Origin of the sequence: Rhodococcus sp. ACPA1 (assembly GCF_002300195.1) — a bacterium.
GTDB lineage: Bacteria > Actinomycetota > Actinomycetes > Mycobacteriales > Mycobacteriaceae > Rhodococcus_F > Rhodococcus_F opacus.
In genome coordinates, this window is sequence record NZ_NSDX01000011.1 from 254,320 (window position 1) to 275,715 (window position 21,396).

The window sequence follows — 21,396 nt, forward strand, 5'->3', positions numbered from 1 at the left end:
CCTGCTGTCTTCTGTGAAGGGTTCTTGTGTGCAGATTGCTGGGTGTCAACCGTACCCCGGCGGATCACGGGTTTCGGCCGGACGGCGCTACGACGGCGACGCGCTGACCGACCACGGATCGGTCCGTACGGCCGACACCCGAACCTGCCAGTCCGGTGTCTGGCCGAACGCGGTGTCGAGGACGCCCTTGGCCTGGTCACACCACGGCTGCTCGCTCGCCCAGTGCGCGACGTCGATCAGGGCCGGACCCCCGGCGCGCAGGTGCTCGTCCGCCGGGTGGTGTCGCAGATCGGCGGTGACGTAGGCGTCCACGCCGAGCCGGGAGACGGCGGCGAGGTACGAGTCTCCGGAGCCGCCGCACACCGCGACGGTGCGGATCGTGGCTTCGGGGTCGCCCGCTGCCCGCACGCCCCACGTCGTGGCGGGCAGCGCGTCCGCCACCCGGTCGGTGAAGTCGCGCAGCGACAGCGGCTCGGGGAGCTCCCCGACCCGCCCGAGTCCGCGGGGTCCGGGGAACGTCGCCGTCTCGAACACGTCGAACGCGACCTCCTCGTACGGGTGGGCGGCGCGCATCGCGGCGAGCACCTTCTGCCGGATGCCGCGCGGAGCGATCACCTCCACCCGGCTCTCCTCGACACGTTCGAGCGCACCGACCGCGCCGAGGGTGGGGGTCGCGCCGTCGGTCGGGAGGAACTGGCCCTGCCCGGTGACGGACCAGCTGCAGTCGCGGTAGTTGCCGATGTGCCCGGCGCCCGCGTCGAACAGGGCGCGGCGCACCGTGTCGGCGTCGGCTGCCGGGACCAGGACGACCCACTTGTCCAGGTTGTCGGTGGGGTGCGGGTCGATCGGTCCGGTGACGGTGAGTCCGAGCGCCGCGGCCAGGGCGTCGGAGACGCCGGGGTCAGCGGAGTCGGCGTTGGTGTGTGCGGTGAACAGGGCGCATCCGGCCTTGATCAGCTTGTGGACGAGTGCGCCCTTCGGCGTGTGGGCGCCGACGGTGTCGACGCCGCGCAGCAGCAGCGGGTGGTGGACGAGGAGAAGGTCGGCGCCGGCGTCGATCGCCTCGTCGACCACCGCGGCGGTCGGATCGACCGCGATCGCCACCGTCGCCACCGTGTCGTCGGGGTCGCCGCACACGAGGCCGACGGAGTCCCACGATTCCGCGAGGGCGGGCGGGTACGCCGCATCCAGGGTCGCGATCACGTCGGCGAGACGCACGGGGTTCACAGGATCTCCTTCATCGCGTCGATCAGGACATCGGCCTGCTCGCGGGGCCGCACCGCGACCCGGAGGAAGTCGGGACCGAGCCCGGGGAACGTGTCGCACCGCCGCACGGCGATGCCCCGCTCGCGCAGTTGCTTCCGCGCGAGTTCGCCGTCCGGCAGTCGGAGCAGCAGGAACGGTGCGACGGCGGGCTGGTGCACCGCGACGCCGATCTCGCTCAGCCGACGGATCATGTATTCCCGCCACGCACCCAGCACACCGGCGTGCTCCCGGGCGGCGGCGACAGCGTCCGGTTCACTGCATGCGGCGATCGCCTCCACTTGCAGGCTTCCCAGTGGCCAGTGCGCCCGCCCCACCTGCAGGCGTTCGAGGATCTCCGGGGAGCCGAGCGCGTACCCGCAGCGCAGTCCGGCCAGTGCCCACGTCTTGGTGAGGCTGCGCAGCACGAGCACGTCGGGCAGCGAACGACCGGCGAGCGACTCGACCTCGCCCGGCACCGCATCGGCGAACGCCTCGTCGACCACGACGATCCGGCCGGGGCGGCGCAGCCCCAGGATCTCCTCCGCCGGGTGCAGCACCGACGTCGGATTGGTCGGGTTGCCGATCACCACCAGGTCGGCGGATTCGGGGACCGAGGCGGCGTCCAGAACGTACGGAGCGTCGAGCAGCACCTGTGTGACGGGCACGTTCGCCTCCCGCAGCGCCCACTCCGGTTCCGTGAACGACGGATGGATCAGTGCCGCCTCCCGGACCCCGAGCCGCGGGAGCAGGGAGAAGCCCTCGGCCCCACCCGAGAGGAGCAGCACCTCGTCGGGCGAGCGGCCGTGCCGGGCGGCCACGGCGGTCCGGGCTGCGCGATCGGCCGCGACGGTGGGATAGGAGCCCAGGCGCGGCAACGCGTCCGCGAGGCGCAGTCGCAGCCATTCGGGGGGCCCGTCGCCCTGCACGTTCACTGCGAAATCGAGGAGACCGGGCCCCGCATCCACGTCTCCGTGGTGACGCAGGCTCTCCCGGCTACCGGCACGAATGTCCACAACCGTCGAGCCTAAGGGACAATGGTCCGGTGACATCTCTCTCCACCTCCCTGTCCTCCGCCCCTTCGGCCCTGTCGGCGCCGATCGTGCTGTTCGACCTCGACGGCACGCTCACCGACTCCGCGCCCGGCATTCACGCCGGGTTCCGTCATGCGCTCGCGACGATCGGACAGCCGGAACCGACCGACGAGATGATCGACGCCGTCATCGGCCCGCCGATGATCGACACGTTCCGGTCGATGGGTCTGGACGAAGACGTCGTGCAGCAGGCGATCGCGGCCTACTTCGAGCGCTACGACAGCGTGGGATGGGCGGAGAACGCCGTCTTCGACGGCATCGAGAAGGTCCTCGTCGACGCCCGCGACAGCGGCAGGAGGCTCGCCGTCGCCACGTCGAAGTCCGAGCGGTTCGCGATCCGCATCCTCGAACACTTCCAACTGGCCCACTACTTCGAGTTCATCGGCGGCGCCAGCGACGACGGCAGTCGGCGCGCCAAGTCGGACGTGATCGCACACTCCCTCCGGAACCTCGGAGTCACCGCCACCGAGGGCGCCACCCCCGACGTCCTGATGGTCGGCGACCGTGACCACGACGTCCTCGGTGCCGCGCACTGGGGCATCCCCGCTGTGTTCGTCGAGTGGGGCTACGGTTTCCCCGCCGAGGCCGAGCGCGCGCACACGACGGCGCAGACCGTCGCCCACCTCGGGAAGATGCTCGATGCCGCTGCCTGACACCCCGCTGCACGTGACGTTCGTGTGCACCGGAAACATCTGCCGCTCCCCGATGGCCGAGAAGATCTTCGCCGAGCACCTCCGCCGGGAAGCCCTCGACGACCGGGTGACGGTGAGCAGCGCCGGGACCCACGGCTGGCACGTCGGCCGCGAGGCCGACATCCGCACCAACGAGACCCTGAAGCTGAACGGGTACCCGACGGGCCACACGGCCGCGGAGGTCGGGCCGTTCCATCTCGGCGCCGATCTGGTGGTCGCACTGGCGGCCAACCACGACCGTGAGCTTGCCCACATGGGGGTGCCCGACGAGCGCCGCCGGTTGCTGCGCAGTTTCGACCCGGATGCGGACACGTCGTCCGTCCCCGACCCCTTCTACGGCGACCTCGAGGACTTCGAACGGGTCCGCTTGCAGATCGAGGCCGCGGTGCCCGGGCTGCTCGACTGGGTGCGCAGCCGGTAACCCACGATCAGGGTCCCCACCTGCGAGCGGCTACCGTGGAGGCGTGCGAAGGCTGAGATTTCTGTTGCGACCCGGCTGGTTGGTGTTGGCCTTGGTGGTCGCCGGATTCGCATTCATGTGTTTCTACGTGCTCGCGCCGTGGCAGCTCGGCAAGAACACGTCGACGGAGCACCGGAACCAGCTGATCGCCGACTCGGTCGACGCCGACCCCGTTCCGCTGGAGACCCTGCTGTCCGGCTCGGCCCCGAATCCGGACGACGAGTGGCGCCGCGTCACCACGACCGGCTCCTACGTCCAGAACAGTGATCTGCTGGTCCGGTTGCGGTCCATCGAATCGCAGCCCGCCTACGAGGTCCTGACCCCGCTGCAACTGACGGACGGTCGCACGGTCCTGGTCAACCGCGGCTACGTCCGACCGGTCCAGGGAACCGAGCCGCCGCCGGTGGATCCGCCACCGGCCGGGCAGGTGACGCTCGACGGTCGCGTCCGCAAGTCGGAGGGCACCATCGCCGGCAAGGAGCCGATCGACGAGAACGGGCTCCGCCAGGTGTATTACATCGACGCGGGTCAGATCGGCGGTTTCATCGGCACCGATCTCGTCGACGCGTACGTGCAACTCGAACCCGATCAGCCCGGCGGCCTCGGGACCATCCCGCTCCCGCAACTCGACGCGGGCCCGTACCTGTCGTACGGCTTGCAGTGGCTGGCGTTCGGCATCATGGCCCCGCTCGGTCTGGCCTACTTCATCCGCGCGGAGTGGCGCGAGCGCCGCAAGGAGAAGTCCGCGAAGACCTCCGAGGACTCCGCTCCGGCTCCCGCACCCGTGGCCCGGAAGAAGCCGTTCACCCGAAGCAAGCCGGTGGAATCAGCGCCTCGGACGGCGGCGGAAGCGAAGCTGGCCGACCGCTACGGCAAGGGCCGCTGACACCAGCGCGGCGCCGCCCTGCACGGCGACGGACAGCTTCACCGCACGGTCGAGGTCGACAGGCAAGGGCGACGCCCCGGAGCCGAGTACGGGTCGCATCTCGACGCCGTGCGCGTATTCGGTGCGCCCACCGAGCGAGATCCCGAGTGCGCCCGCCGCGCTGGCCTCCGCGACGCCGGCGTTGGGGCTGGGATGCTGGGACGCGTCGCGCCGCCACGCCTCCCACGCCTCGTTCGGCGACCCGCCGACCGTCGGCGCGGCCGCGACGGTCAGCGCACCCGTCAGGCGGGCGGGCAGCAGGTTGAGGACGTCGTCCCACCGCGCCGCCGCCCAGCCGAAGTTGCGGTACTTCGGCGAGCGGTACCCGACCATCGCGTCCAGCGTGTTGGACGCCCGGTAGACGAACAGTCCGGGGATGCCTGCCACCGCGCCCCACACGAATGCCCCGACAGCCGAGTCGGACGTGTTCTCGGCGACCGACTCCAGCGTCGCCCGCGTGAGCCCGTCGACGCCGAGCACGCCGGGGTCGCGACCGCACAGCGACGGCAGCAGGGCGCGGGCGGCGGCAAGATCGTCCGCCTCCAGGTGTGCGGCCATCGTCGATCCGGTCCGTCCCAGCGACGTTCCGCCGAGCACGGCCCACGTCGCGGCGGCCGTTCCGGCCGCCTCGCCTGCCCATCCCCCGCGCCGCGCCGCCCGCGTCGCGGCGACCCCCAGCCCCGCCGCTCCGCCGACGAGGACGGCCACGTGCAGGATCCCGGCCGACCGGGAGTCGCGGTACGTCGCCTTCTCCAATGCCATTGCCGTGCGGCCGAATCCGGCCACGGGATGCCACCGGACGGGATCGGCGAACACACGGTCGGCGGCGAAGCCGAGCAGCAGGCCGGCAGCACGCGCTGTCGCGGGACGGGAGGTTCGATGCACGCCGATATTTGTATCAACTAACGTTGCAGGCGATGTAAAGGAGCGTCCCATGAGTGCCGCGATCGACGAGTACCTGGCAGGCAAGGACCCGGACGCCACCGAGCGCCTACTGCAGTTCCGTGACCTCGTACTCGCGTGCGGCGAGGTGGACGAGCGGGTCCACCGGACCGAGATCGCGTGGGCCCGTGCCCGTGTCTTCGCTGCCGCGTTCATCTATTCGTCGCGGCTCGAGATCGCCCTCGACCTGCGCAGGCGCGTCCATCACCCCCAGTTGCGCGAAGCGTTTCCCACCACGAAGACGGTGATCACGCACCGATTGACGATCACGTCCGACGATCAGCTCGACGACACTCTGGCCGCGCTCCTCGCCGAGGCCTACGACACCGTGGGTCCGGGCACTCGCGCGCGCTAGCGGAGGGGACAATTGCGCACCGATTCGCCGGAAAGCCGCGCAATAGCGTGTGCGTCTCACCAATCCGCCGGCAGCTGCGACCGACGCACCCGTTCCGGTCGGAATGTCGGATTCCTGAAACTCTGCTGAGTATCTCGCCAAGCGCCCTTTCCTGCGCCTACCATGGTAAATGTCGCCTCGTTCCCCCCATTCAGGGGCGGCGCACGGCCCCGCCCTGCTCACATCTTCGGTGCTGACTCAACACACCCACGTGGCCCGGCGGGGTTCTGCGCGTCCGGTGGAAATTCGTGTGAGGCATTGGTTTCGCCGACTGCGCCTGGGACGATCGAGAGGTGTGCAGCGACCTGACGAAGCTCGGCGACGACGAACTGCTCGCCCAGCTGGATGAGCACCGAGCCCTGCTCGGGGAGTCGATCGCGAACGACTACGGCTGCGAAACGGTCCGCGGAGTCACCAGCCGGATCACGGCATTCGAGGCCGAACTCGATCGCCGCGGCTCCGCGATCTCGCGCGACGCGACCTGACGGGCTACGTGCGGGACGTGCGGCTCGTGGCGGGCGCGGACCAGACGCCGGTCACTTCCCCGTCCTCCTCGTAGCGGTCGATCTTCACGATGCCCGCCCCGGATTCGGTGGGCCGGTGCGTCTCGTTGACGGCCTGGAAGTCTGATTCGAAGGTCTTGTCGCTCGACGTGCCGTTCCGCAGCGTCACCTTGTACCTGGGCATGTCTGGAATATGCCACTGCGGGCGGAGCTCCGGGCGATGAACAGGTTAACTTCACGAAACCGGTCACAGCACCGCAGCCGAACTGAAATGACACAAATCTGTGTCATTTCAGTCAGAACTGCTATCTTCGATACTGTGCCGTCCGACACACAGCTGATCTTCGCCGACCATGTCGGCCGCTTCTACGCGCGCCAGTACGGATTCCCGCCGATGGCGGGACGGCTGCTGGGATACCTGTTCGTCTGCGATCCGCCGCAACAGACGATCGACGAACTGGGCGAGGCGCTGCTGGCGAGCCGGAGCGCCATCACCGGGGCGGTCAAGCTGCTCGAGGGCTATCGGATGGCGCGGCGAACCCGCGTGGCCGGCGAGCGGGTGGACCGGGTGAGCCTGGACCCGGCGAGTCAGCAACCGCAGAACTTCGATTCCGCCCTGCACCGGGAGCATGCGGCGCTGTTCCGGGAGGGATTGGCGTTACTGGCCGACGCTCCACCCGAACGCCGCGCCCCACTCGAGGAAATGGTCGCGCTGGCCGACTTCCTCAGCGAGCGACTCCCCGCCCTGCTGGACGAGTGGCACACGCATCGCGACGCGCTCCGGGATCGGCACACGAGGAAACTCGAGCGAGAAGAGGAAGTACATCATGACTGAATCCGACCTGTCCGTCCTGCGCGAGCGCGCCGAGAACGGTGACGCCACAGCGGTGGACATCCTGATCGAGCTCGTCGGCGAGCGGGGTGACATGGACGAGCTCCGGCGCCTCGCCGACAACGGCAGCTCCGACGCGGCCGACCAGCTCATCGAAGTCGCCACCGAACTCGGCGACATGAACGAACTTCGCCGCCTCGCCGACAACGGCAACATCACCGCCGCCGAACAGCTCATGGAACTCACCGAGGAGTGAGACGAGGTGAGCGGCAGCCGAACGCGGCAGCGGCGCGAACACCGGCATCGAGAAAGCCCCGACCCGCGCGGAAACGCAGATCGGGGCTTTGCCTGACGGTGGGCGCGGAGGGTTTCGAACCCCCGACCGCTGGTGTGTAAAACCAGAGCTCTACCACTGAGCTACACGCCCGAACATCCGGCGAGAACCTCGCCGGATGCGCATCAGGACTCTAGCGTGGCGAGCGCCTTCTCCCAAGCTCCCTGGTCACGGGCCTCTCCGGGCCCGTTCATCTCGGCGAACCGGATGACGCCTTCCTTGTCGATGACGAAGGTGCCGCGGTTCGCGAAGCCCAGCTTCTCGTTGAAGACGCCGTACTGCTGCGCGACCGCACCGTGCGGCCAGAAGTCGGCGAGCAGCGGGAAGGTGTATCCCTGCTCGGCGGACCAGATCTTGTGTGTCGGCGACGCACCGACGGACAGCGCGAGAATCGCAGTCTCGTCGTTCTCGAACTTCGGCAGTTCGTCGCGAACCTTGCAGAGTTCACCCTGACACGTTCCGGTGAACGCGAGGGGGTAGAACACGAGCAGGACGTTCTTCTTTCCGCGGTAATCGGAAAGCGTCACTTCCTGATTGTTCTGATCCTTGAGGGTGAAATCGGGGGCGGTGGTGCCCACCTCGAGCGGCATGACGTGATCCTTAGGTGAGTGAACGAAAAGGTGAGGCTGTTCAGCGCTTGTTCGCGGGACGCGACTTCGGCTGAACCAGACGGCTTCCCGACCAGTCCCCGAGGTTTGCCGCCGACGTCTGGGTGAGACCGGCTGTAGGTGCGGACTCGGCGATCTCGCTGGGCTCGACGTGACCGGGCTGACCGGTTTTGGGGGTGAGGACCCACACGAATCCCTCGTCGGCCAGGGGGCCGATGGCATCCATGAGGGCGTCGACGAGGTCTCCGTCTTCGTCGCGCCACCACAGCAGCACGACGTCGATCACCTCGTCGGAATCCTCGTCGAGCAGTTCTCCACCGATGGTGTCCTCGACCGCGGCACGCAGGTCGTCGTCGGTGTCCTCGTCCCAGCCCAGTTCCTGTACCGCCATGTCGGCAGTGATCCCGAGTTTCTGAGCGTAGTTTTGGGCGTCCGCCGCGGCGACCACGGTGGGGTCCTCCTTTTGTTGACGGTGCTCGGATACCCGAACACCTGCCGGATGAAGATCAATTAGGTGAAAGCGAACATGCTCGAACGCTTTCGCGCAAGCCGACCACGCGAATTTTTCTCAGAAAGTAGTGATGCGTGGTCATCGACCGAGCCTACGGTGCGGGAGTCACGATGTGGGGCAGGCTGCCCGAATCGAGTCGCTGAGCTCGTCTCCACGGCTGGCGAGCGTGTTCAGAATGTCGCCGCGTTGCCCACCGTCGACCGCGGCCGCGAGTTCCCGATAGTTGTTCGCGTAATCGGTGAGCAATCCGGTCAGCTCGGCAGGAAGCGTGGGTGTGGCGGCGTTCGCACCGTCGGCCGCCGCCCGAAGGGCCGCCGCCGCGGCGCTCGCCTTCGCGCCGGTATCCGCGGCATCGGCGTTGGCGGCGTCGATGAAGGCGTTGTAGGTGTCGATGGTGTCGCCGGCGCGGTTCACGAACATCGTGCACTGTTCCACGAGCGCCTCCCGCTCGGCTGCGGCCTTCTGTGAGGACGACGCGGCCACCGATGAGGACGTCGCCTCCGCGGCGTACTCGGCGGCCTGAGAATCGTTCTGCTGCGCGGTCCCCTCGATGGCGCCGCCGCATCCGGCGATGACGCCCACCCCGACGATCGCCGCGACGGCAGCACTCGCCGGCCCCCAGCGGCGCCTCGACGTGCGCATTCGTCTCCCCCATGTTTTCGACGACATCGACAAGTTCAACATTCGGCCCCGGATCTGCGCAAACGCTACCGGAGAGTAACCCGAACACAGTGTGCCGACTGCGCCGCGATGGTGAAAGATAAGGGTCGCGCCATATTCATAAAGGAGATGGGTCGGGCCTAACAAGGCCGCGATCGCATGGAGAGGACGCCACACCGCGCGTCCCACCACAATGAGGAGCAACGTTGTCAGACCTGATCCAGGGACCCGCGTCTCAACCGGATTCCGCCACACCCGGCGCCGGAGCGGCCCAACCTTCCAACCCCAGTGCGACCCCGGGTTCCGACGGCCGCGTTCGCGTCATCCGTGAGGGTGTTGCGTCTTATCTGCCGGATATCGACCCGGACGAGACCACGGAGTGGTTGGAATCGTTCGACGGACTGTTGGACCGGTCCGGACCGACCCGTGCCCGGTATCTGATGTTGCGGATGCTCGAGCGGGCCGGGGAGAAGCACGTCGCGTTGCCGGCGTTGACGTCGACCGATTATGTGAACACCATCCCGACGGAGAACGAGCCGTGGTTCCCCGGGGACGAGGAGACCGAGCGCCGGTACCGGGCGTTCATCCGGTGGAACGCGGCGGTGATGGTGACCCGCGCGCAGCGGCCGGGGGTCGGCGTCGGCGGCCACATTTCGACGTATGCGTCGTCGGCGGCGCTGTACGAGGTGGGGTTCAACCACTTCTTCCGCGGCAAGGACCACCCCGGGGGTGGGGATCAGATCTTCATCCAGGGCCACGCCTCGCCGGGCATCTACGCCCGCGCCTTCTTGGAGGGGCGGATCCCGGCGGAGCGGATGGACGGGTTCCGGCAGGAACACTCGCACGCCGACGAGGGCGGCGGGCTGCCGTCGTACCCGCACCCCCGCCTGCTGCCGGATTTCTGGGAGTTCCCGACCGTGTCGATGGGCCTGGGCCCGATGAACGCGATCTACCAGGCCCGGTTCAACCACTACCTGCACGACCGCGGCATCAAGGACACCTCCGATCAGCACGTGTGGGCGTTTTTGGGTGACGGCGAGATGGACGAACCCGAATCCCGGGGTCTGGCGCACGTGGCGGCCACCGAAGGTTTGGACAACCTGACGTTCGTGGTGAACTGCAACCTGCAGCGCCTCGACGGCCCGGTCCGCGGCAACGGCAAGATCATCCAGGAGTTGGAGTCGTTCTTCCGCGGCGCCGGCTGGAACGTGATCAAGGTGGTGTGGGGCCGCGAGTGGGACGCGTTGTTGCACGCGGACCGGGACGGCGCCCTGGTCAACCTGATGAACGTCACCCCGGACGGTGACTACCAGACGTACAAGGCCAACGACGGCGGATATGTGCGGGAGCACTTCTTCGGCCGGGACCCGCGGACGAAGGAACTGGTCGCGAACCTCTCGGATCGGGACATCTGGAACCTCAAGCGCGGCGGCCACGACTACCGCAAGATCTACGCCGCGTACGCGGCGGCGATGGCGCACAAGGGGCAGCCCACGGTGATCCTGGCGCACACCATCAAGGGCTACACCCTGGGCAAGCACTTCGAGGGCCGCAACGCCACCCACCAGATGAAGAAGCTGACCCTCGATGATCTGAAGAATTTCCGGGACCTGCAGCGGATCCCGATCTCCGACGCCGAGTTGGAGAAGGACCCGAAGATGCCGCCGTACTACCACCCCGGTAAGGACGCCCCGGAAATCCAGTACATGCTCGACCGGCGCCGGGCGTTGGGTGGGTTCCTGCCGCAGCGCCGCACCAGTGTGGCACCGTTGCCGATGCCGCCGGACTCGACCTACGACGTGGTCCGCAAGGGCTCCGGCAAGCAGCAGGTCGCGACCACGATGGCGTTGGTGCGGATCATGAAGGAATTGTTGCGGGACAAGGAGATCGGCAAGCGGATCGTGCCGATCATCCCGGACGAGGCCCGCACCTTCGGCATGGACTCCTGGTTCCCCTCGCTCAAGATCTACAACCGCAACGGCCAGCTGTACACCGCCGTGGATGCGGACCTGATGCTCGCGTACAAGGAATCGGAGATCGGGCAGATCCTGCACGAGGGCATCAACGAGGCCGGCTCGACCGCCTCGTTCACCGCGGTCGGCACCTCCTATGCCACCCACGGTGAGCCGATGATCCCGCTGTACATCTTCTACTCGATGTTCGGGTTCCAGCGCACCGGCGACGGCCTGTGGGCGGCGGCCGATCAGATGGCCCGCGGCTTCGTGTTGGGTGCCACCGCCGGCCGCACCACCCTCACCGGCGAAGGCCTGCAGCACGCCGACGGGCACTCGCTGCTGCTGGCCTCGACCAACCCGGCCGCCGTCGCCTACGACCCGGCGTTCTCCTACGAGATCGCGCACATCGTCAAGGACGGGCTGCGCCGCATGTACGGCGGCACCGACGGGGTGGACGGGTTCGGTGGGGAGGACATCTTCTACTACATCACCCTCTACAACGAGCCCTACTCCCAGCCCGCCGAACCCGCCGACCTGAACGTCGAGGGCCTGCTCAAGGGCATGTACCTGTTCAAAAAGTCCGAGGCATCCGGCCCGAAGGCGCAGATCCTGGTCTCCGGTGTCACCATGCCCGAGGGGCTGCGGGCCCAGCAACTGCTCGCCGACGAGTGGGGTGTGGCCGCCGACGTGTGGTCGGTCACCTCCTGGGGTGAACTGCGCCGCGACGGCATCGAATCGGAGCGCCAGGCCCTGCGCGACCCCGGCACCGACGCCCCGCTGCCGTACGTCACGCAGGCCCTGTCCGACGCCGCCGGCCCGTTCGTGGCGGCCTCGGACTGGATGCGCGCGGTCGCCGACCAGATCCGTCAGTGGGTCCCCGGCTCGTACACCACCCTCGGCACCGACGGGTTCGGCTTCTCCGACACCCGCCCCGCCGCCCGCCGGTACTTCAACGTCGACGCCGAATCCATCGTCGTCGCCGTGCTGTCCGCCCTCGCCGGCGAAGGCACCCTCGACCGCTCCAAGGCCGTCGAGGCCGCCAACCGGTACCGCATCGACGACGTCCGCGCCGCGGCCGTCTCCTACACGGATACCGGCAGCGCGTAACGCCGACATCCTCACCCACCGCCGCCCGTGTGTCCGTCGGACAACACGGGCGGCGGTGGGCGTAGGTTCTTGACTATGGTCGAGCAGAGTCCGTTGGTCTCCCGCAGACGACAAACCCGGGATCCGTTGCCCGACGCACTGTTGCGTCGCGTCAAACAGTTCTCCGGTCGCCTCTCGACCGAGGCCGTCACGACGATGCAGGATCAACTGCCGTTCTTCGACGACCTCGACGCCGCTCAACGCTCCAACGTGCAGTTGCTGGTTCAGACGGCGGTCGTCAACTTCCTCGAGTGGCTCAAGAATCCGGACAGTGACATCCGGTTCAGCCTGGACGCGTTCCAGGTGATTCCGCAGGATCTCGCGCGCAGGCTCACCCTCAGCCAGACGGTGGACATGGTCCGCGTGGCGATGGAGTTCTTCGAGCAGTGGCTCCCGGCGCTCGCCCGCAACGACCAGCAGCTGATCGCCCTCACCGAGGCCGTCCTCCGTTACGGTCGCGAACTGGGTTTCGCGGCCGCCTCGGTATACGCGAGTGCCGCGGAGTCCCGCGGCGCCTGGGACACCCGGCTCGAGGCACTGGTGGTCGACGCCGTGGTCCGTGGCGACACGGGTTCGGACATGTTGTCGCGGGCGGCGACCCTCAACTGGGACGCCACCGCTCCCGCCACCGTCATCGTCGGCACTCCCCCCGAGGACGAACGGGTCTCCGTCGTCGGCACGGTCCACACCATCGCGCAGAAGCACGGTCGCGCCGCCCTCGCCGTGGTGCAGGGTTCGCGGCTCGTGATGGTCGTCAGCGGCGAACTCCAGGAGGGGTCGGGGCACTCGAGTTTCATGACCGACCTGCTCGGCAAGTTCTCGGACGAGCCGGTGATCATCGGGCCGACCACGCCGACGCTGGGTGCGGCGCACTTCAGTGCCGTCGAGGCGCTCGCCGCGATGCAGGCGGTCGCCGGCTGGCGGGGCGCCCCTCGGCCCGTCCACGCCGCCGAGTTGTTACCCGAGCGCGCACTGCTCGGGGACAACGCCGCGGTCACCGCTCTGAACGACCATCTGGTCGCGCCGCTGGCGGCCGCCGGAGGTGTTCTCACCGACACTTTGGACGCATATCTCGACTGTGGAGGTGCGGTTGAGACTTGTGCCCGGCAGCTGTTTGTTCATCCAAATACTGTGCGGTATCGACTCAAGAGAATCGCCGAAGTCACCGGTCGCGATCCGACGAATCCGCGGGATGCGTATGTACTCAGAGTGGCTGCCACAGTGGGTCGATTGACACATTCCCATAACGAACCCATATCACGTTTAACACCAGTCACACCCTTCCCATTCGGAGAAGCAGGGCTGTAACGAACGTCTGTCCAGATTCGATGCGAGGACCCCACGTGCAATTTTGTGGGAACCCAACAAATCCGCCGACAAAGGTTCATCCGCAACGACATCTCGCGGCACGCCGTTGACGGTGTTCTCTTGAAGAGTGATTTCGTTGCTCGCCCCGGGTCAGGGCTCTCAGACTCCCGGCATGCTCATCCCTTGGTTGGAGCTGCCGGGTTCTCATGACCGTGTCGCACTGTGGTCGAAGGCTGCCGGCCTCGACCTCGTCCGCCTCGGTACCACCGCGACAGCGGAGGAGATCACCGACACGTCGGTGACTCAGCCTCTCGTCGTGGCCGCCGCACTCCTCGCCTTCGAGGAACTCGACGCGCGTGGCCTGGTTCCCGCAGACACCATCGCGGCCGGGCACTCGGTCGGTGAACTCGCCGCGGCCGCGGTCGCCGGAGTCCTCTCCGCCGACGACGCCGTCGCCCTCGCCGCCGTCCGCGGCGCGGAGATGGCGAAGGCCTGCGCACTCGAACCGACCGGCATGTCCGCGGTCCTCGGGGGCGACGAGGTCGAGGTGCTCGCCCGCCTCGACGAACTGGGCCTCGAACCGGCCAACCGCAATGCGGCGGGCCAGATCGTCGCGGCAGGTCTGCTGTCGGCGCTCGAGGAACTCGCGGCCAACCCGCCGGAGAAGGCGCGGGTTCGCGCACTTCCCGTCGCAGGCGCGTTCCACACCCGGTTCATGGCTCCCGCGCAGGAGGCCGTCACCGAGGCTGCGTCCAAGATCACACCGGGTGAACCCACCCGTACTCTGCTCTCCAACGCCGACGGCGCACCGGTCGCATCCGGAGCCGACGCACTGACTAAACTGGCCGCGCAGGTAACCCGACCTGTGCGTTGGGACCTGTGTACCGCAAGCCTGCGGACCGCTCAGGTCTCCGCGATCGCGGAACTTCCACCAGCCGGAACCCTCGTCGGTATCGCCAAGCGTGAAATGCGCGGTACGCCGACTCTGGCACTCAAGACCCCGGGGGATATCTCCGCGCTAGCCGAACTGACAGAACTCGGCTAGTTTGCTGCGCGCACCTCGGTGCGTGCAGGGCCCGCAGGCGCGGCCGATGGGGACGTGCCTGCACAACTCCAGATACATCTACACCGAATCAGAAGGGAGCCACTCAGTGGCCGCCACCCAGGAAGACATCATCGCCGGACTCGCGGAGATCATCGAGGAGGTCACCGGTATTGAGCCGTCCGAGGTGACCATCGAAAAGTCTTTCGTCGACGACCTCGACATCGACTCCCTCTCCATGGTTGAGATCGCCGTCCAGACCGAGGACAAGTACGGCGTGAAGATCCCCGACGAGGATCTCGCCGGACTGCGCACCGTCGGTGACGCCGTGTCCTACATCCAGAAGCTCGAAGCAGAAGGTGGCGCCGACGCGGAGGCCGTGAAGGCGAAGCTCGAAGCTGCCAAGAACGACGAGGAGTGAGCTCAGCCGTGACTTCCGCCTCGACCAACGGGAAGCAGTTCCCCAACATCGTCGTCACCAGCCTCGCGGCCACGACGTCGATCGCTGGTGACGTGGATGCCACGTGGAAGGGCCTGTTGGCCGGCGAGAGCGGCATCGACACCATCCGGGAAGCCTTCGTCACGGAGAACGATCTTCCGGTGACGATCGGCGGCAAGCTCAAGGTGTCGCCCGACGAGTCGCTGTCCCGGGTCGAGATCCGCCGGATGAGCTTCGTCGAGCGGCTGGCGCTCGTCCTGGGCCGTCAGGTCTGGGAGAACGCCGGCAGCCCGGAGGTCGACAAGGATCGCCTCGGCGTCGTGATCGGCACCGGACTGGGCGGCGGCGAAGCTCTGATCGACGCGGTCGAGAAGATGAAGGCCGGTGGGTACCGCAAGGTGTCGCCGTTCGCCGTCCAGATGGTGATGCCCAACGGCCCGTCGGCCACCGTCGGTCTCGAGCTCGGGGCCCGCGCCGGAGTGATCACTCCCGTGTCGGCCTGCTCCTCGGGTTCCGAGGCCATCGCCCATGCGTACCGCATGCTGGTGATGGGTGACGCGGACATCATCGTCGCCGGTGGTGTGGAGGGATACCTCGACGCCGTGCCGATCGCGAGTTTCGCGATGATGCGCGCGCTGAGCACCCGCAACGACGATCCGAAGGCGGCTTCGCGGCCGTTCGACAAGGATCGTGACGGCTTCGTGTTCGGTGAGGCCGGAGCGATGATGGTCCTCGAAACCGAGGAGCACGCCAAGGCTCGCGGTGCCACCATCCACGCCCGTCTGCTGGGCGCGGGAATCACCTCCGACGGGTTCCACATCGTCGCACCCGACCCTTCGGGTTCGGGCGCTGCGCGGGCCATGACGAGGGCGATCGAGACTGCTGGATTGACGAAGACGGACATCCAGCACATCAACGCGCACGCCACGGCCACACCGATCGGTGACACGGCAGAGGCGAACGCCATCAAGGCTGCCGTCGGCAACCATGCTGCGGTGTACGCACCGAAGTCCGCGTTGGGGCACTCGATCGGCGCCGTCGGTGCGCTCGAGGCGGTGCTCACGGTCCTGAGTCTGCGTGACGGAGTCATTCCGCCCACGCTGAATCTCGAGAATCAGGATCCAGAGATCGACCTGGATGTCGTCAAGGGCGAAGCCCGTTACGGCGAGATCGATTTCGCGATCAACAACTCGTTTGGTTTCGGTGGGCACAATGTCGCGCTCGCCTTCGGCCGGGCCTGACAGCCGGTCCTGCTAGATCGCGGGTGGAGACCCCTTCTCTGAAGGGGTCTCCACCCATCGACAGCCCACCCGGGCCCGCCACAAGGAGGACGCGATGACAATCTTGGCACCCGCGACTAAGTCCGATGCGTCGATCGATCCGCGCGATCCCCTTGCGCGCCTGGAGAAGCTGTTCGACGCCGGGACCGTCGTCCCACTCCATCCGCGGGACAAGTCCGGTGTTCTGGCCGCGTCCGGCCACATCGACGGTGTCCGCACCATCGCCTACTGCTCCGATGCCACCGTCATGGGCGGTGCCATGGGCGTCGAAGGCTGCAAGCACATCGTGACGGCGATCGACACCGCCCTCGAGGAAGACGCCCCGATCGTGGGTCTCTGGCACTCGGGTGGCGCGCGTCTCGCCGAGGGCGTCGAGGCCCTGCACGCGGTCGGACTGGTCTTCGAGGCCATGGTCCGCGCGTCCGGCCGCGTCCCACAGATTTCCGTCGTCCTCGGCTTCGCAGCCGGCGGTGCGGCGTACGGTCCCGCGCTGACCGACATCGTCATCATGGCGCCGGAGGCCCGCGTCTTCGTCACCGGACCGGACGTGGTCCGCAGTGTCACGGGTGAGCAGGTCGACATGGTGTCCCTCGGCGGTCCGGACACGCACACGAAGAAGTCGGGTGTGGCGCACATCGCCGCCCACGACGAGGGCGACGCCCTGCACCGGGCACGCCGCCTGGTGTCGATGTTCTGCGAACAGGGCGAGTTCGATCAGGCCGCGGCCGCGCACGGTGACACCGATCTCCGCGCGCTCATGCCCGAGTCGGCGAAGCGCGCCTACGACGTCCGTCCGATCGTTCACGAACTTCTCGACAACGTCGAGGGCGAGTCGAGTTTCGAGGAACTGCAGGGCAATTACGCCCGCAGCATCGTCACCGGTCTCGGCCGCCTCGGTGGCCGCACCGTCGGTGTCATCGCCAACAACCCGCTCCGCCTGGGTGGCTGCCTGAACTCGGAGAGCGCCGAGAAGTCAGCTCGTTTCGTCCGGCTGTGCAACGCATTCGGCATCCCGCTCGTGGTGATCGTGGACGTTCCCGGATACCTCCCCGGTGTGAGCATGGAATGGGAAGGCGTCGTACGCCGCGGGGCCAAGCTGCTCCACGCGTTCGCCGAAGCCACCGTCCCCCGCGTGACGGTCGTGACCCGCAAGATCTACGGCGGCGCCTACATCGCCATGAACTCCCGCGCGCTCGGCGCCACGGCCGTCTACGCGTGGCCCGATGCCGAGGTCGCTGTCATGGGCGCCAAGGCCGCCGTCGGCATCCTGCACAAGCGCGCCCTGGCCGCGGCGCCGGAAGATGAGCGTGAGGCCCTGCACGAGCGTCTGGCCGTCGAGCACGAGAGCATCGCCGGTGGCGTCGACCGTGCCGTCGCGATCGGTGTGGTGGACGAGGAGATCGACCCCGCCAAGACGCGCAGTGTCATTACCGCCGCCCTCGCCGCCGCTCCCGCCGGCCGCGGCGACCACAAGAACATCCCGCTGTGATCTGAGCTCTGTTCGAGAGAAGGCCCCCGCCGTTGTTGTGGCGGGGGCCTTTTCGCGTTCGTGAGCGGGGTGTCAGCCGACGTCCCGGCGCAGCCAGGTGACCTCGGCGCCTTCTCCGCCACTGCGGAACGGCTCGAGAGCCTCGTCCCAGGCGGTTCCGAGTGCGTAGTCCAGTTCGGCGGCGATGTCGCCCCCCGCTTGCATCAGTGCCCGCAGGCGCATCTCCCCCACGACGACATCGCCGTTCGCACTGGTGGACCCGTGCCACAGACCCATGCCGGGCACGTGGCTGTACCGCTCGCCGTCCACGCCCTCACTGGCGTCCTCGGTGACCTCGAACCGCAGCATCGGCCAGGCGCGAAGCGCGTTGACCAGCCGCGAGGCGGTGCCGACAGGCCCCACCCAGCTGGTGGTCGCGCGCAGAACGCCGTTGGAGGCCGGCTGCGAGGTCCATTTCAGGTTGGCTCGGCAGTCGAGGGTCGCGGTCAACGCCCACTCGATATGGGGGCACAACGCGGCGGGCGACGAGTGGATGTAGACAACACCAGCCGTCGCGTCCGCGAACTGATTCAATGCGCGCACTCGAGCCTCCTGCTTCGACGAGGGACGTCTTCCCCAACGGCCTCAGTCGGTGTGTGCAGCACGCTCGGTTGACCAGTGTGCCTTGTGATGCCTGTGTTGCGCCAGTGATTCGAGCAATCGGTGTGTCATCATCTTCTGCGTTCCGAGAGGATACCGTCGCTCAGCTCGGTCCACAGGGGCTTGGCCCAGTCGCCGAAATCCCGGTCCGTCAACGCGACGCACGCCAGTCCGGCGGCCGGATCGACCCACAGGAAGGTGCCGGACTGACCGAAGTGGCCGAACGTCCGCGGCGAGTTCCCGGTGCCCGTCCAGTGCGGGCTCTTGTCCGAACGGATCTCGAATCCCAGACCCCAGTCGTTGGGCCGCTGTGAGCCGTATCCGGGCAGGATTCCGTCCAGTCCGGGAAACTGCACGGATGTGGCGTCCGTGAACGTCTGAGGCGAAATGAGGGCCGGGCGGAACAGTTCTGCTGCGAACAGGCCGAGATCGCCCGCCGACGCCTGCGCTCCGTGGCCGGCGGGCCCGACGAGCGCGGACGCGCCCATCGACAGTGGCGCGAAGACGGATTCCGCGACGTAGGAGGCGAAATCGATCGACGTCTCGGCGGTGAGGAAGTCGGCGAGCAACTCGTAGCCGGCGCTCGAGTAGATCCGCTTGCGCTCCGGTGCCGTCTGCACACGGTTCGCGTCGAACGCGAGACCCGACGCGTGCGCCAGCAGGTGACGCACCGTCGAGCCCTCCGGGCCTGCGGGCTGGTCGAGTTCGACGGCCCCCTCCTCGGTGGCCACCAGGACTGCGTACGCGCAGAGCAGTTTGGTCACCGAGGCCAGGGGGAAGACTCGCTGCTGGTCGCCGTACTCGCCGATCACCCCTTCGTCGCGCGACAGGACCACCGCCGCGGCGTTGTCCACGGGCCATCGGGCAATCTGATCGAGACTCTGCACCCGGTCAGCCTACGAGAGCGGCCCGCGGTCAGCTGCGGCGAGCCGTCACCAGTCGGCTTCGGTGTACCGGATGACGCCGCGAATGTTCTTGCCGTCGAGCATGTCCTGATACCCGTCGTTGACACCTTCGAGGGTGTAGGTGCGGGTGATCATGTCGTCGAGGTTCAGCTGCCCCGACTTGTACATGGCCAGCAGGTTCGGGATCTCGACCCGGGCGTTTCCGCCGCCGAAGATGGTGCCCTTCAGGTCCTTCTGCAGCATCGAGAAGAGGAACAGGTTCAGCTTGACGTCCATGTCGGTCATCGCGCCCATGGCCGTGACGACACACGTGCCGAACTTGCTGGTGAGCAACAGGGCTTCCTCGACGTATTCGCCGTGCATCTCCCCGACCGTGATGATCGTCTTCTGCGCCATCAACCCGTTGGTGAGCGCGATGATCGGCTCGATTGCGGCCGCGGCACTCTCGAACGCGTGGGTGGCCCCGAACTTCAGCGCCTGTTCCCGCTTCCACGGCACCGGGTCGATGGCGAAGATCTGGCGCGCCCCGGACGCCACCGCGCCCTGCAGTGCGCTCATGCCCACGCCGCCGACACCCATGATGACGACGGATTCGCCCGGCTTCACCTCCGCCATCCGCGTGGCCGAACCCCACCCGGTGGGTACGCCGCAGCCGACCAGCGCGGCGACGTCGAACGGAATGTCCTTGTCGATCTTCACGACCGACGTCTCGTGCACGACCATGTACGGCGAGAACGTCCCGAGGAGACACATGGGGATGACGTTCTCGCCGCGCGCGTGGATGCGGAAGGTGCCGTCGCTGATCGCCAGCCCGCTCAGGAGTCCCATCCCGAGGTCACAGAGATTCTGGTGTCCCGCCGAGCACGCCGGACAGCGTCCGCAGGCGGGCACGAACGAGAGCACGACGTGGTCGCCCACTTCGAGGTCCTTCACCTCCGGCCCCAGTTTGGTGATGACGCCGGACCCTTCGTGCCCGCCCATCACCGGGAAGGACGCCATCGGCATCGAACCGGTGACGATGTGGTGGTCGGAGTGGCACATTCCGGCGGCTTCCATGCGAATCTGCACCTCGCCCGCAACCGGATCGCCGATCTCGATCTCCTCGACCGACCACGGCTCGTTCAGGCCCCACAGGATCGCACCCTTGGTCTTCATGTGACTCCCAACCCTTCATTCATGTCTGCGCATCTGCTGATGTGACGATAGACACAAACGGTCCGAATTGGAACACGTTCTACCGAATCGGGTCCGGGAATCCGAAACTGTTACCCCGACACGTCGTGGAGATGGTGGATCGGATCGTGGACGAAGTACTTGGCCAGCGACTCCACCGAGAAGGATGCGCCGTCGCTCCGCCGTCCGGTCCGCACCCGGAATTCCGGCGCGACGGCCTCGAAGTCGTCCGCCACCGCCGCGCCGGCCGCACGCAGCTCGGCGTCCACGACGGCCGGATCCTGCTCGTTGTAGCGCTCGGCGACCGCGGTCTCGTCCTGATCCCAGTTCGGGAACAGTGGGTCCGTCTCATCGAGCATGAGCCGGAGCCGGACGTCGAAGATCCGGAACACGTCGCGAACGTGTGCGGCGTACTCGAGCGCCGACCACGTCTGCTCGTCCGGCCGGACCGTCACATCGGGGCGGGTGAGGACCGGCGACCATGCCTCCGCGTTCGCCCGGACCAGCGCCGGAATGTCCTCGTACCGGGTTGCCGCCGAGTCGAACCCGCAGTCGGGGCACGCCCGGTCGAGGACCCACGTCCAGTTCTTCGTGTCGGGAGTGATCGCCATGGCCGTCATCGTAGAGCGACCACAGATCCCGACCCGCGAGTGCCGCGGTGCGGAATTCGGCGGTTCGCCGTCGACGCGTCACATCGCCGAGGGTTACGGGTTCGCGATGGACCGGTTCCGCCGAGCAACTCCCGATTGCCTGGGAACGCGTCGATCCGCCGGCCTAGTCCGGGCCGATAACCAGTGCAGGATCATCGGCGTTCCGAAGCAGC

General features: G+C 67.7%; 24 protein-coding genes and 1 tRNA gene. 13 read left to right on the top strand and 12 right to left on the bottom strand.

Annotated elements, in window-relative coordinates; all coding sequences use genetic code 11:
- Positions 1-87: 87 nt before the first annotated feature.
- Complete coding sequence (locus CJ177_RS37555) at positions 88-1,227, bottom strand: Nif3-like dinuclear metal center hexameric protein (protein WP_095870156.1); 1,140 nt, start codon at positions 1,225-1,227, stop codon at positions 88-90.
- Positions 1,224-2,258 (bottom strand): Rv2231c family pyridoxal phosphate-dependent protein CobC, encoded by a 1,035-nt coding sequence (cobC, locus tag CJ177_RS37560; protein ID WP_095870157.1) that lies wholly within the window; start codon positions 2,256-2,258, stop codon positions 1,224-1,226. Before cobC ends, CJ177_RS37555 begins: the two co-directional genes overlap by 4 nt.
- Positions 2,259-2,287: 29 nt before the next feature.
- Here cobC and CJ177_RS37565 point away from each other — a divergent pair, with 29 nt between their 5' ends.
- From CJ177_RS37565 to CJ177_RS37575, 3 genes are read left to right on the top strand one after another with little or no spacing between them, the layout of a single operon-like run.
- Positions 2,288-2,989 carry an HAD-IA family hydrolase gene (locus CJ177_RS37565; protein ID WP_095870158.1) on the top strand — a complete coding sequence of 234 codons (702 nt, stop codon included), beginning with the start codon at positions 2,288-2,290 and terminating at the stop codon, positions 2,987-2,989.
- A complete protein-coding gene (locus CJ177_RS37570; protein WP_005247810.1) occupies positions 2,976-3,449 on the top strand; it encodes a low molecular weight protein-tyrosine-phosphatase in 474 nt (157 codons plus the stop codon). Before CJ177_RS37565 ends, CJ177_RS37570 begins: the two co-directional genes overlap by 14 nt.
- A 43-nt stretch (positions 3,450-3,492) precedes the next feature.
- Positions 3,493-4,374 (top strand): SURF1 family protein, encoded by an 882-nt coding sequence (locus tag CJ177_RS37575; protein ID WP_025432908.1) that lies wholly within the window; start codon positions 3,493-3,495, stop codon positions 4,372-4,374.
- Here the strand turns inward: CJ177_RS37575 and CJ177_RS37580 are convergent.
- A complete protein-coding gene (locus CJ177_RS37580; protein ID WP_095870159.1) occupies positions 4,315-5,298 on the bottom strand; it encodes a cobalamin biosynthesis protein in 984 nt (327 codons plus the stop codon). The genes CJ177_RS37575 and CJ177_RS37580 overlap by 60 nt on opposite strands.
- A 49-nt stretch (positions 5,299-5,347) precedes the next feature.
- Between CJ177_RS37580 and CJ177_RS37585 the strand changes: the two genes are divergently transcribed.
- Positions 5,348-5,710: a DUF5655 domain-containing protein gene (locus CJ177_RS37585; protein WP_005247817.1), complete on the top strand. Its 363-nt coding sequence runs from the start codon at positions 5,348-5,350 to the stop codon at positions 5,708-5,710.
- Between the two features lie 332 nt (positions 5,711-6,042).
- Entirely contained in the window at positions 6,043-6,234 is a 192-nt protein-coding gene (locus tag CJ177_RS37590; protein WP_005247820.1) for a hypothetical protein, read from the top strand.
- Between the two features lie 4 nt (positions 6,235-6,238).
- On the opposite strand, the gene CJ177_RS37595 is transcribed toward CJ177_RS37590, so the two are convergent.
- Positions 6,239-6,436, bottom strand: a complete 198-nt coding sequence (locus CJ177_RS37595) for a hypothetical protein (protein WP_005567696.1) — start codon at positions 6,434-6,436, stop codon at positions 6,239-6,241.
- A gap of 135 nt (positions 6,437-6,571) precedes the next feature.
- Here CJ177_RS37595 and CJ177_RS37600 point away from each other — a divergent pair, with 135 nt between their 5' ends.
- Both CJ177_RS37600 and CJ177_RS37605 read left to right on the top strand, forming a co-directional pair.
- On the top strand, positions 6,572-7,087 hold the full coding sequence (locus tag CJ177_RS37600; RefSeq protein ID WP_005247823.1) for a GbsR/MarR family transcriptional regulator: 516 nt from the start codon (positions 6,572-6,574) through the stop codon (positions 7,085-7,087).
- On the top strand, positions 7,080-7,340 hold the full coding sequence (locus tag CJ177_RS37605; protein ID WP_095870160.1) for a hypothetical protein: 261 nt from the start codon (positions 7,080-7,082) through the stop codon (positions 7,338-7,340). The genes CJ177_RS37600 and CJ177_RS37605 overlap by 8 nt, the downstream gene beginning before the upstream one ends.
- Positions 7,341-7,439: 99 nt before the next feature.
- Here the strand turns inward: CJ177_RS37605 and CJ177_RS37610 are convergent.
- The 4 genes from CJ177_RS37610 to CJ177_RS37625 form a co-directional block, all read right to left on the bottom strand.
- A tRNA-Val gene (locus tag CJ177_RS37610) sits at positions 7,440-7,511 on the bottom strand.
- A gap of 32 nt (positions 7,512-7,543) precedes the next feature.
- The gene (locus tag CJ177_RS37615; RefSeq protein WP_005247827.1) at positions 7,544-8,008 is read right to left on the bottom strand and encodes a peroxiredoxin; all 465 of its coding nucleotides are present in this window, start codon (positions 8,006-8,008) and stop codon (positions 7,544-7,546) included.
- 40 nt (positions 8,009-8,048) lie between these two features.
- Entirely contained in the window at positions 8,049-8,474 is a 426-nt protein-coding gene (locus CJ177_RS37620; RefSeq protein ID WP_005247829.1) for a DUF3052 domain-containing protein, read from the bottom strand.
- Between the two features lie 168 nt (positions 8,475-8,642).
- Positions 8,643-9,179 (bottom strand): hypothetical protein, encoded by a 537-nt coding sequence (locus CJ177_RS37625; protein WP_061044164.1) that lies wholly within the window; start codon positions 9,177-9,179, stop codon positions 8,643-8,645.
- 224 nt (positions 9,180-9,403) lie between these two features.
- On the opposite strand from CJ177_RS37625, the gene aceE reads away from it, so the two are divergent.
- The 6 genes from aceE (at position 9,404) to CJ177_RS37655 (ending at position 17,856) form a co-directional block, all read left to right on the top strand.
- Positions 9,404-12,259, top strand: coding sequence for a pyruvate dehydrogenase (acetyl-transferring), homodimeric type (gene aceE, locus CJ177_RS37630; protein ID WP_095870161.1), 2,856 nt, complete (start codon positions 9,404-9,406; stop codon positions 12,257-12,259).
- 75 nt (positions 12,260-12,334) lie between these two features.
- Positions 12,335-13,606: a CdaR family transcriptional regulator gene (locus CJ177_RS37635; protein WP_005261202.1), complete on the top strand. Its 1,272-nt coding sequence runs from the start codon at positions 12,335-12,337 to the stop codon at positions 13,604-13,606.
- 127 nt (positions 13,607-13,733) lie between these two features.
- Positions 13,734-14,651: an ACP S-malonyltransferase gene (locus CJ177_RS37640; RefSeq protein WP_095870162.1), complete on the top strand. Its 918-nt coding sequence runs from the start codon at positions 13,734-13,736 to the stop codon at positions 14,649-14,651.
- Positions 14,652-14,757: 106 nt separating this feature from the next.
- Complete coding sequence (gene acpM, locus CJ177_RS37645) at positions 14,758-15,069, top strand: meromycolate extension acyl carrier protein AcpM (protein ID WP_005247839.1); 312 nt, start codon at positions 14,758-14,760, stop codon at positions 15,067-15,069.
- Positions 15,070-15,077: 8 nt separating this feature from the next.
- On the top strand, positions 15,078-16,328 hold the full coding sequence (locus CJ177_RS37650) for a KasA/KasB family beta-ketoacyl-ACP synthase (RefSeq protein ID WP_005247840.1): 1,251 nt from the start codon (positions 15,078-15,080) through the stop codon (positions 16,326-16,328).
- A 94-nt stretch (positions 16,329-16,422) separates the two neighbouring features.
- Positions 16,423-17,856: an acyl-CoA carboxylase subunit beta gene (locus tag CJ177_RS37655; RefSeq protein ID WP_095870163.1), complete on the top strand. Its 1,434-nt coding sequence runs from the start codon at positions 16,423-16,425 to the stop codon at positions 17,854-17,856.
- Between the two features lie 72 nt (positions 17,857-17,928).
- Here CJ177_RS37655 and CJ177_RS37660 read toward each other — a convergent pair whose 3' ends face one another.
- From CJ177_RS37660 to CJ177_RS37675, 4 genes are all read right to left on the bottom strand, one after another.
- The gene (locus CJ177_RS37660) at positions 17,929-18,438 is read right to left on the bottom strand and encodes a DUF3145 domain-containing protein (RefSeq protein ID WP_005247843.1); all 510 of its coding nucleotides are present in this window, start codon (positions 18,436-18,438) and stop codon (positions 17,929-17,931) included.
- A gap of 128 nt (positions 18,439-18,566) precedes the next feature.
- On the bottom strand, positions 18,567-19,382 hold the full coding sequence (locus tag CJ177_RS37665) for a serine hydrolase (protein ID WP_061045268.1): 816 nt from the start codon (positions 19,380-19,382) through the stop codon (positions 18,567-18,569).
- A 45-nt stretch (positions 19,383-19,427) separates the two neighbouring features.
- Positions 19,428-20,555 carry an NDMA-dependent alcohol dehydrogenase gene (locus CJ177_RS37670; RefSeq protein WP_005247847.1) on the bottom strand — a complete coding sequence of 376 codons (1,128 nt, stop codon included), beginning with the start codon at positions 20,553-20,555 and terminating at the stop codon, positions 19,428-19,430.
- Between the two features lie 110 nt (positions 20,556-20,665).
- Positions 20,666-21,184 carry a DinB family protein gene (locus tag CJ177_RS37675; RefSeq protein ID WP_061045269.1) on the bottom strand — a complete coding sequence of 173 codons (519 nt, stop codon included), beginning with the start codon at positions 21,182-21,184 and terminating at the stop codon, positions 20,666-20,668.
- Between the last annotated feature and the right edge of the window lie 212 nt (positions 21,185-21,396).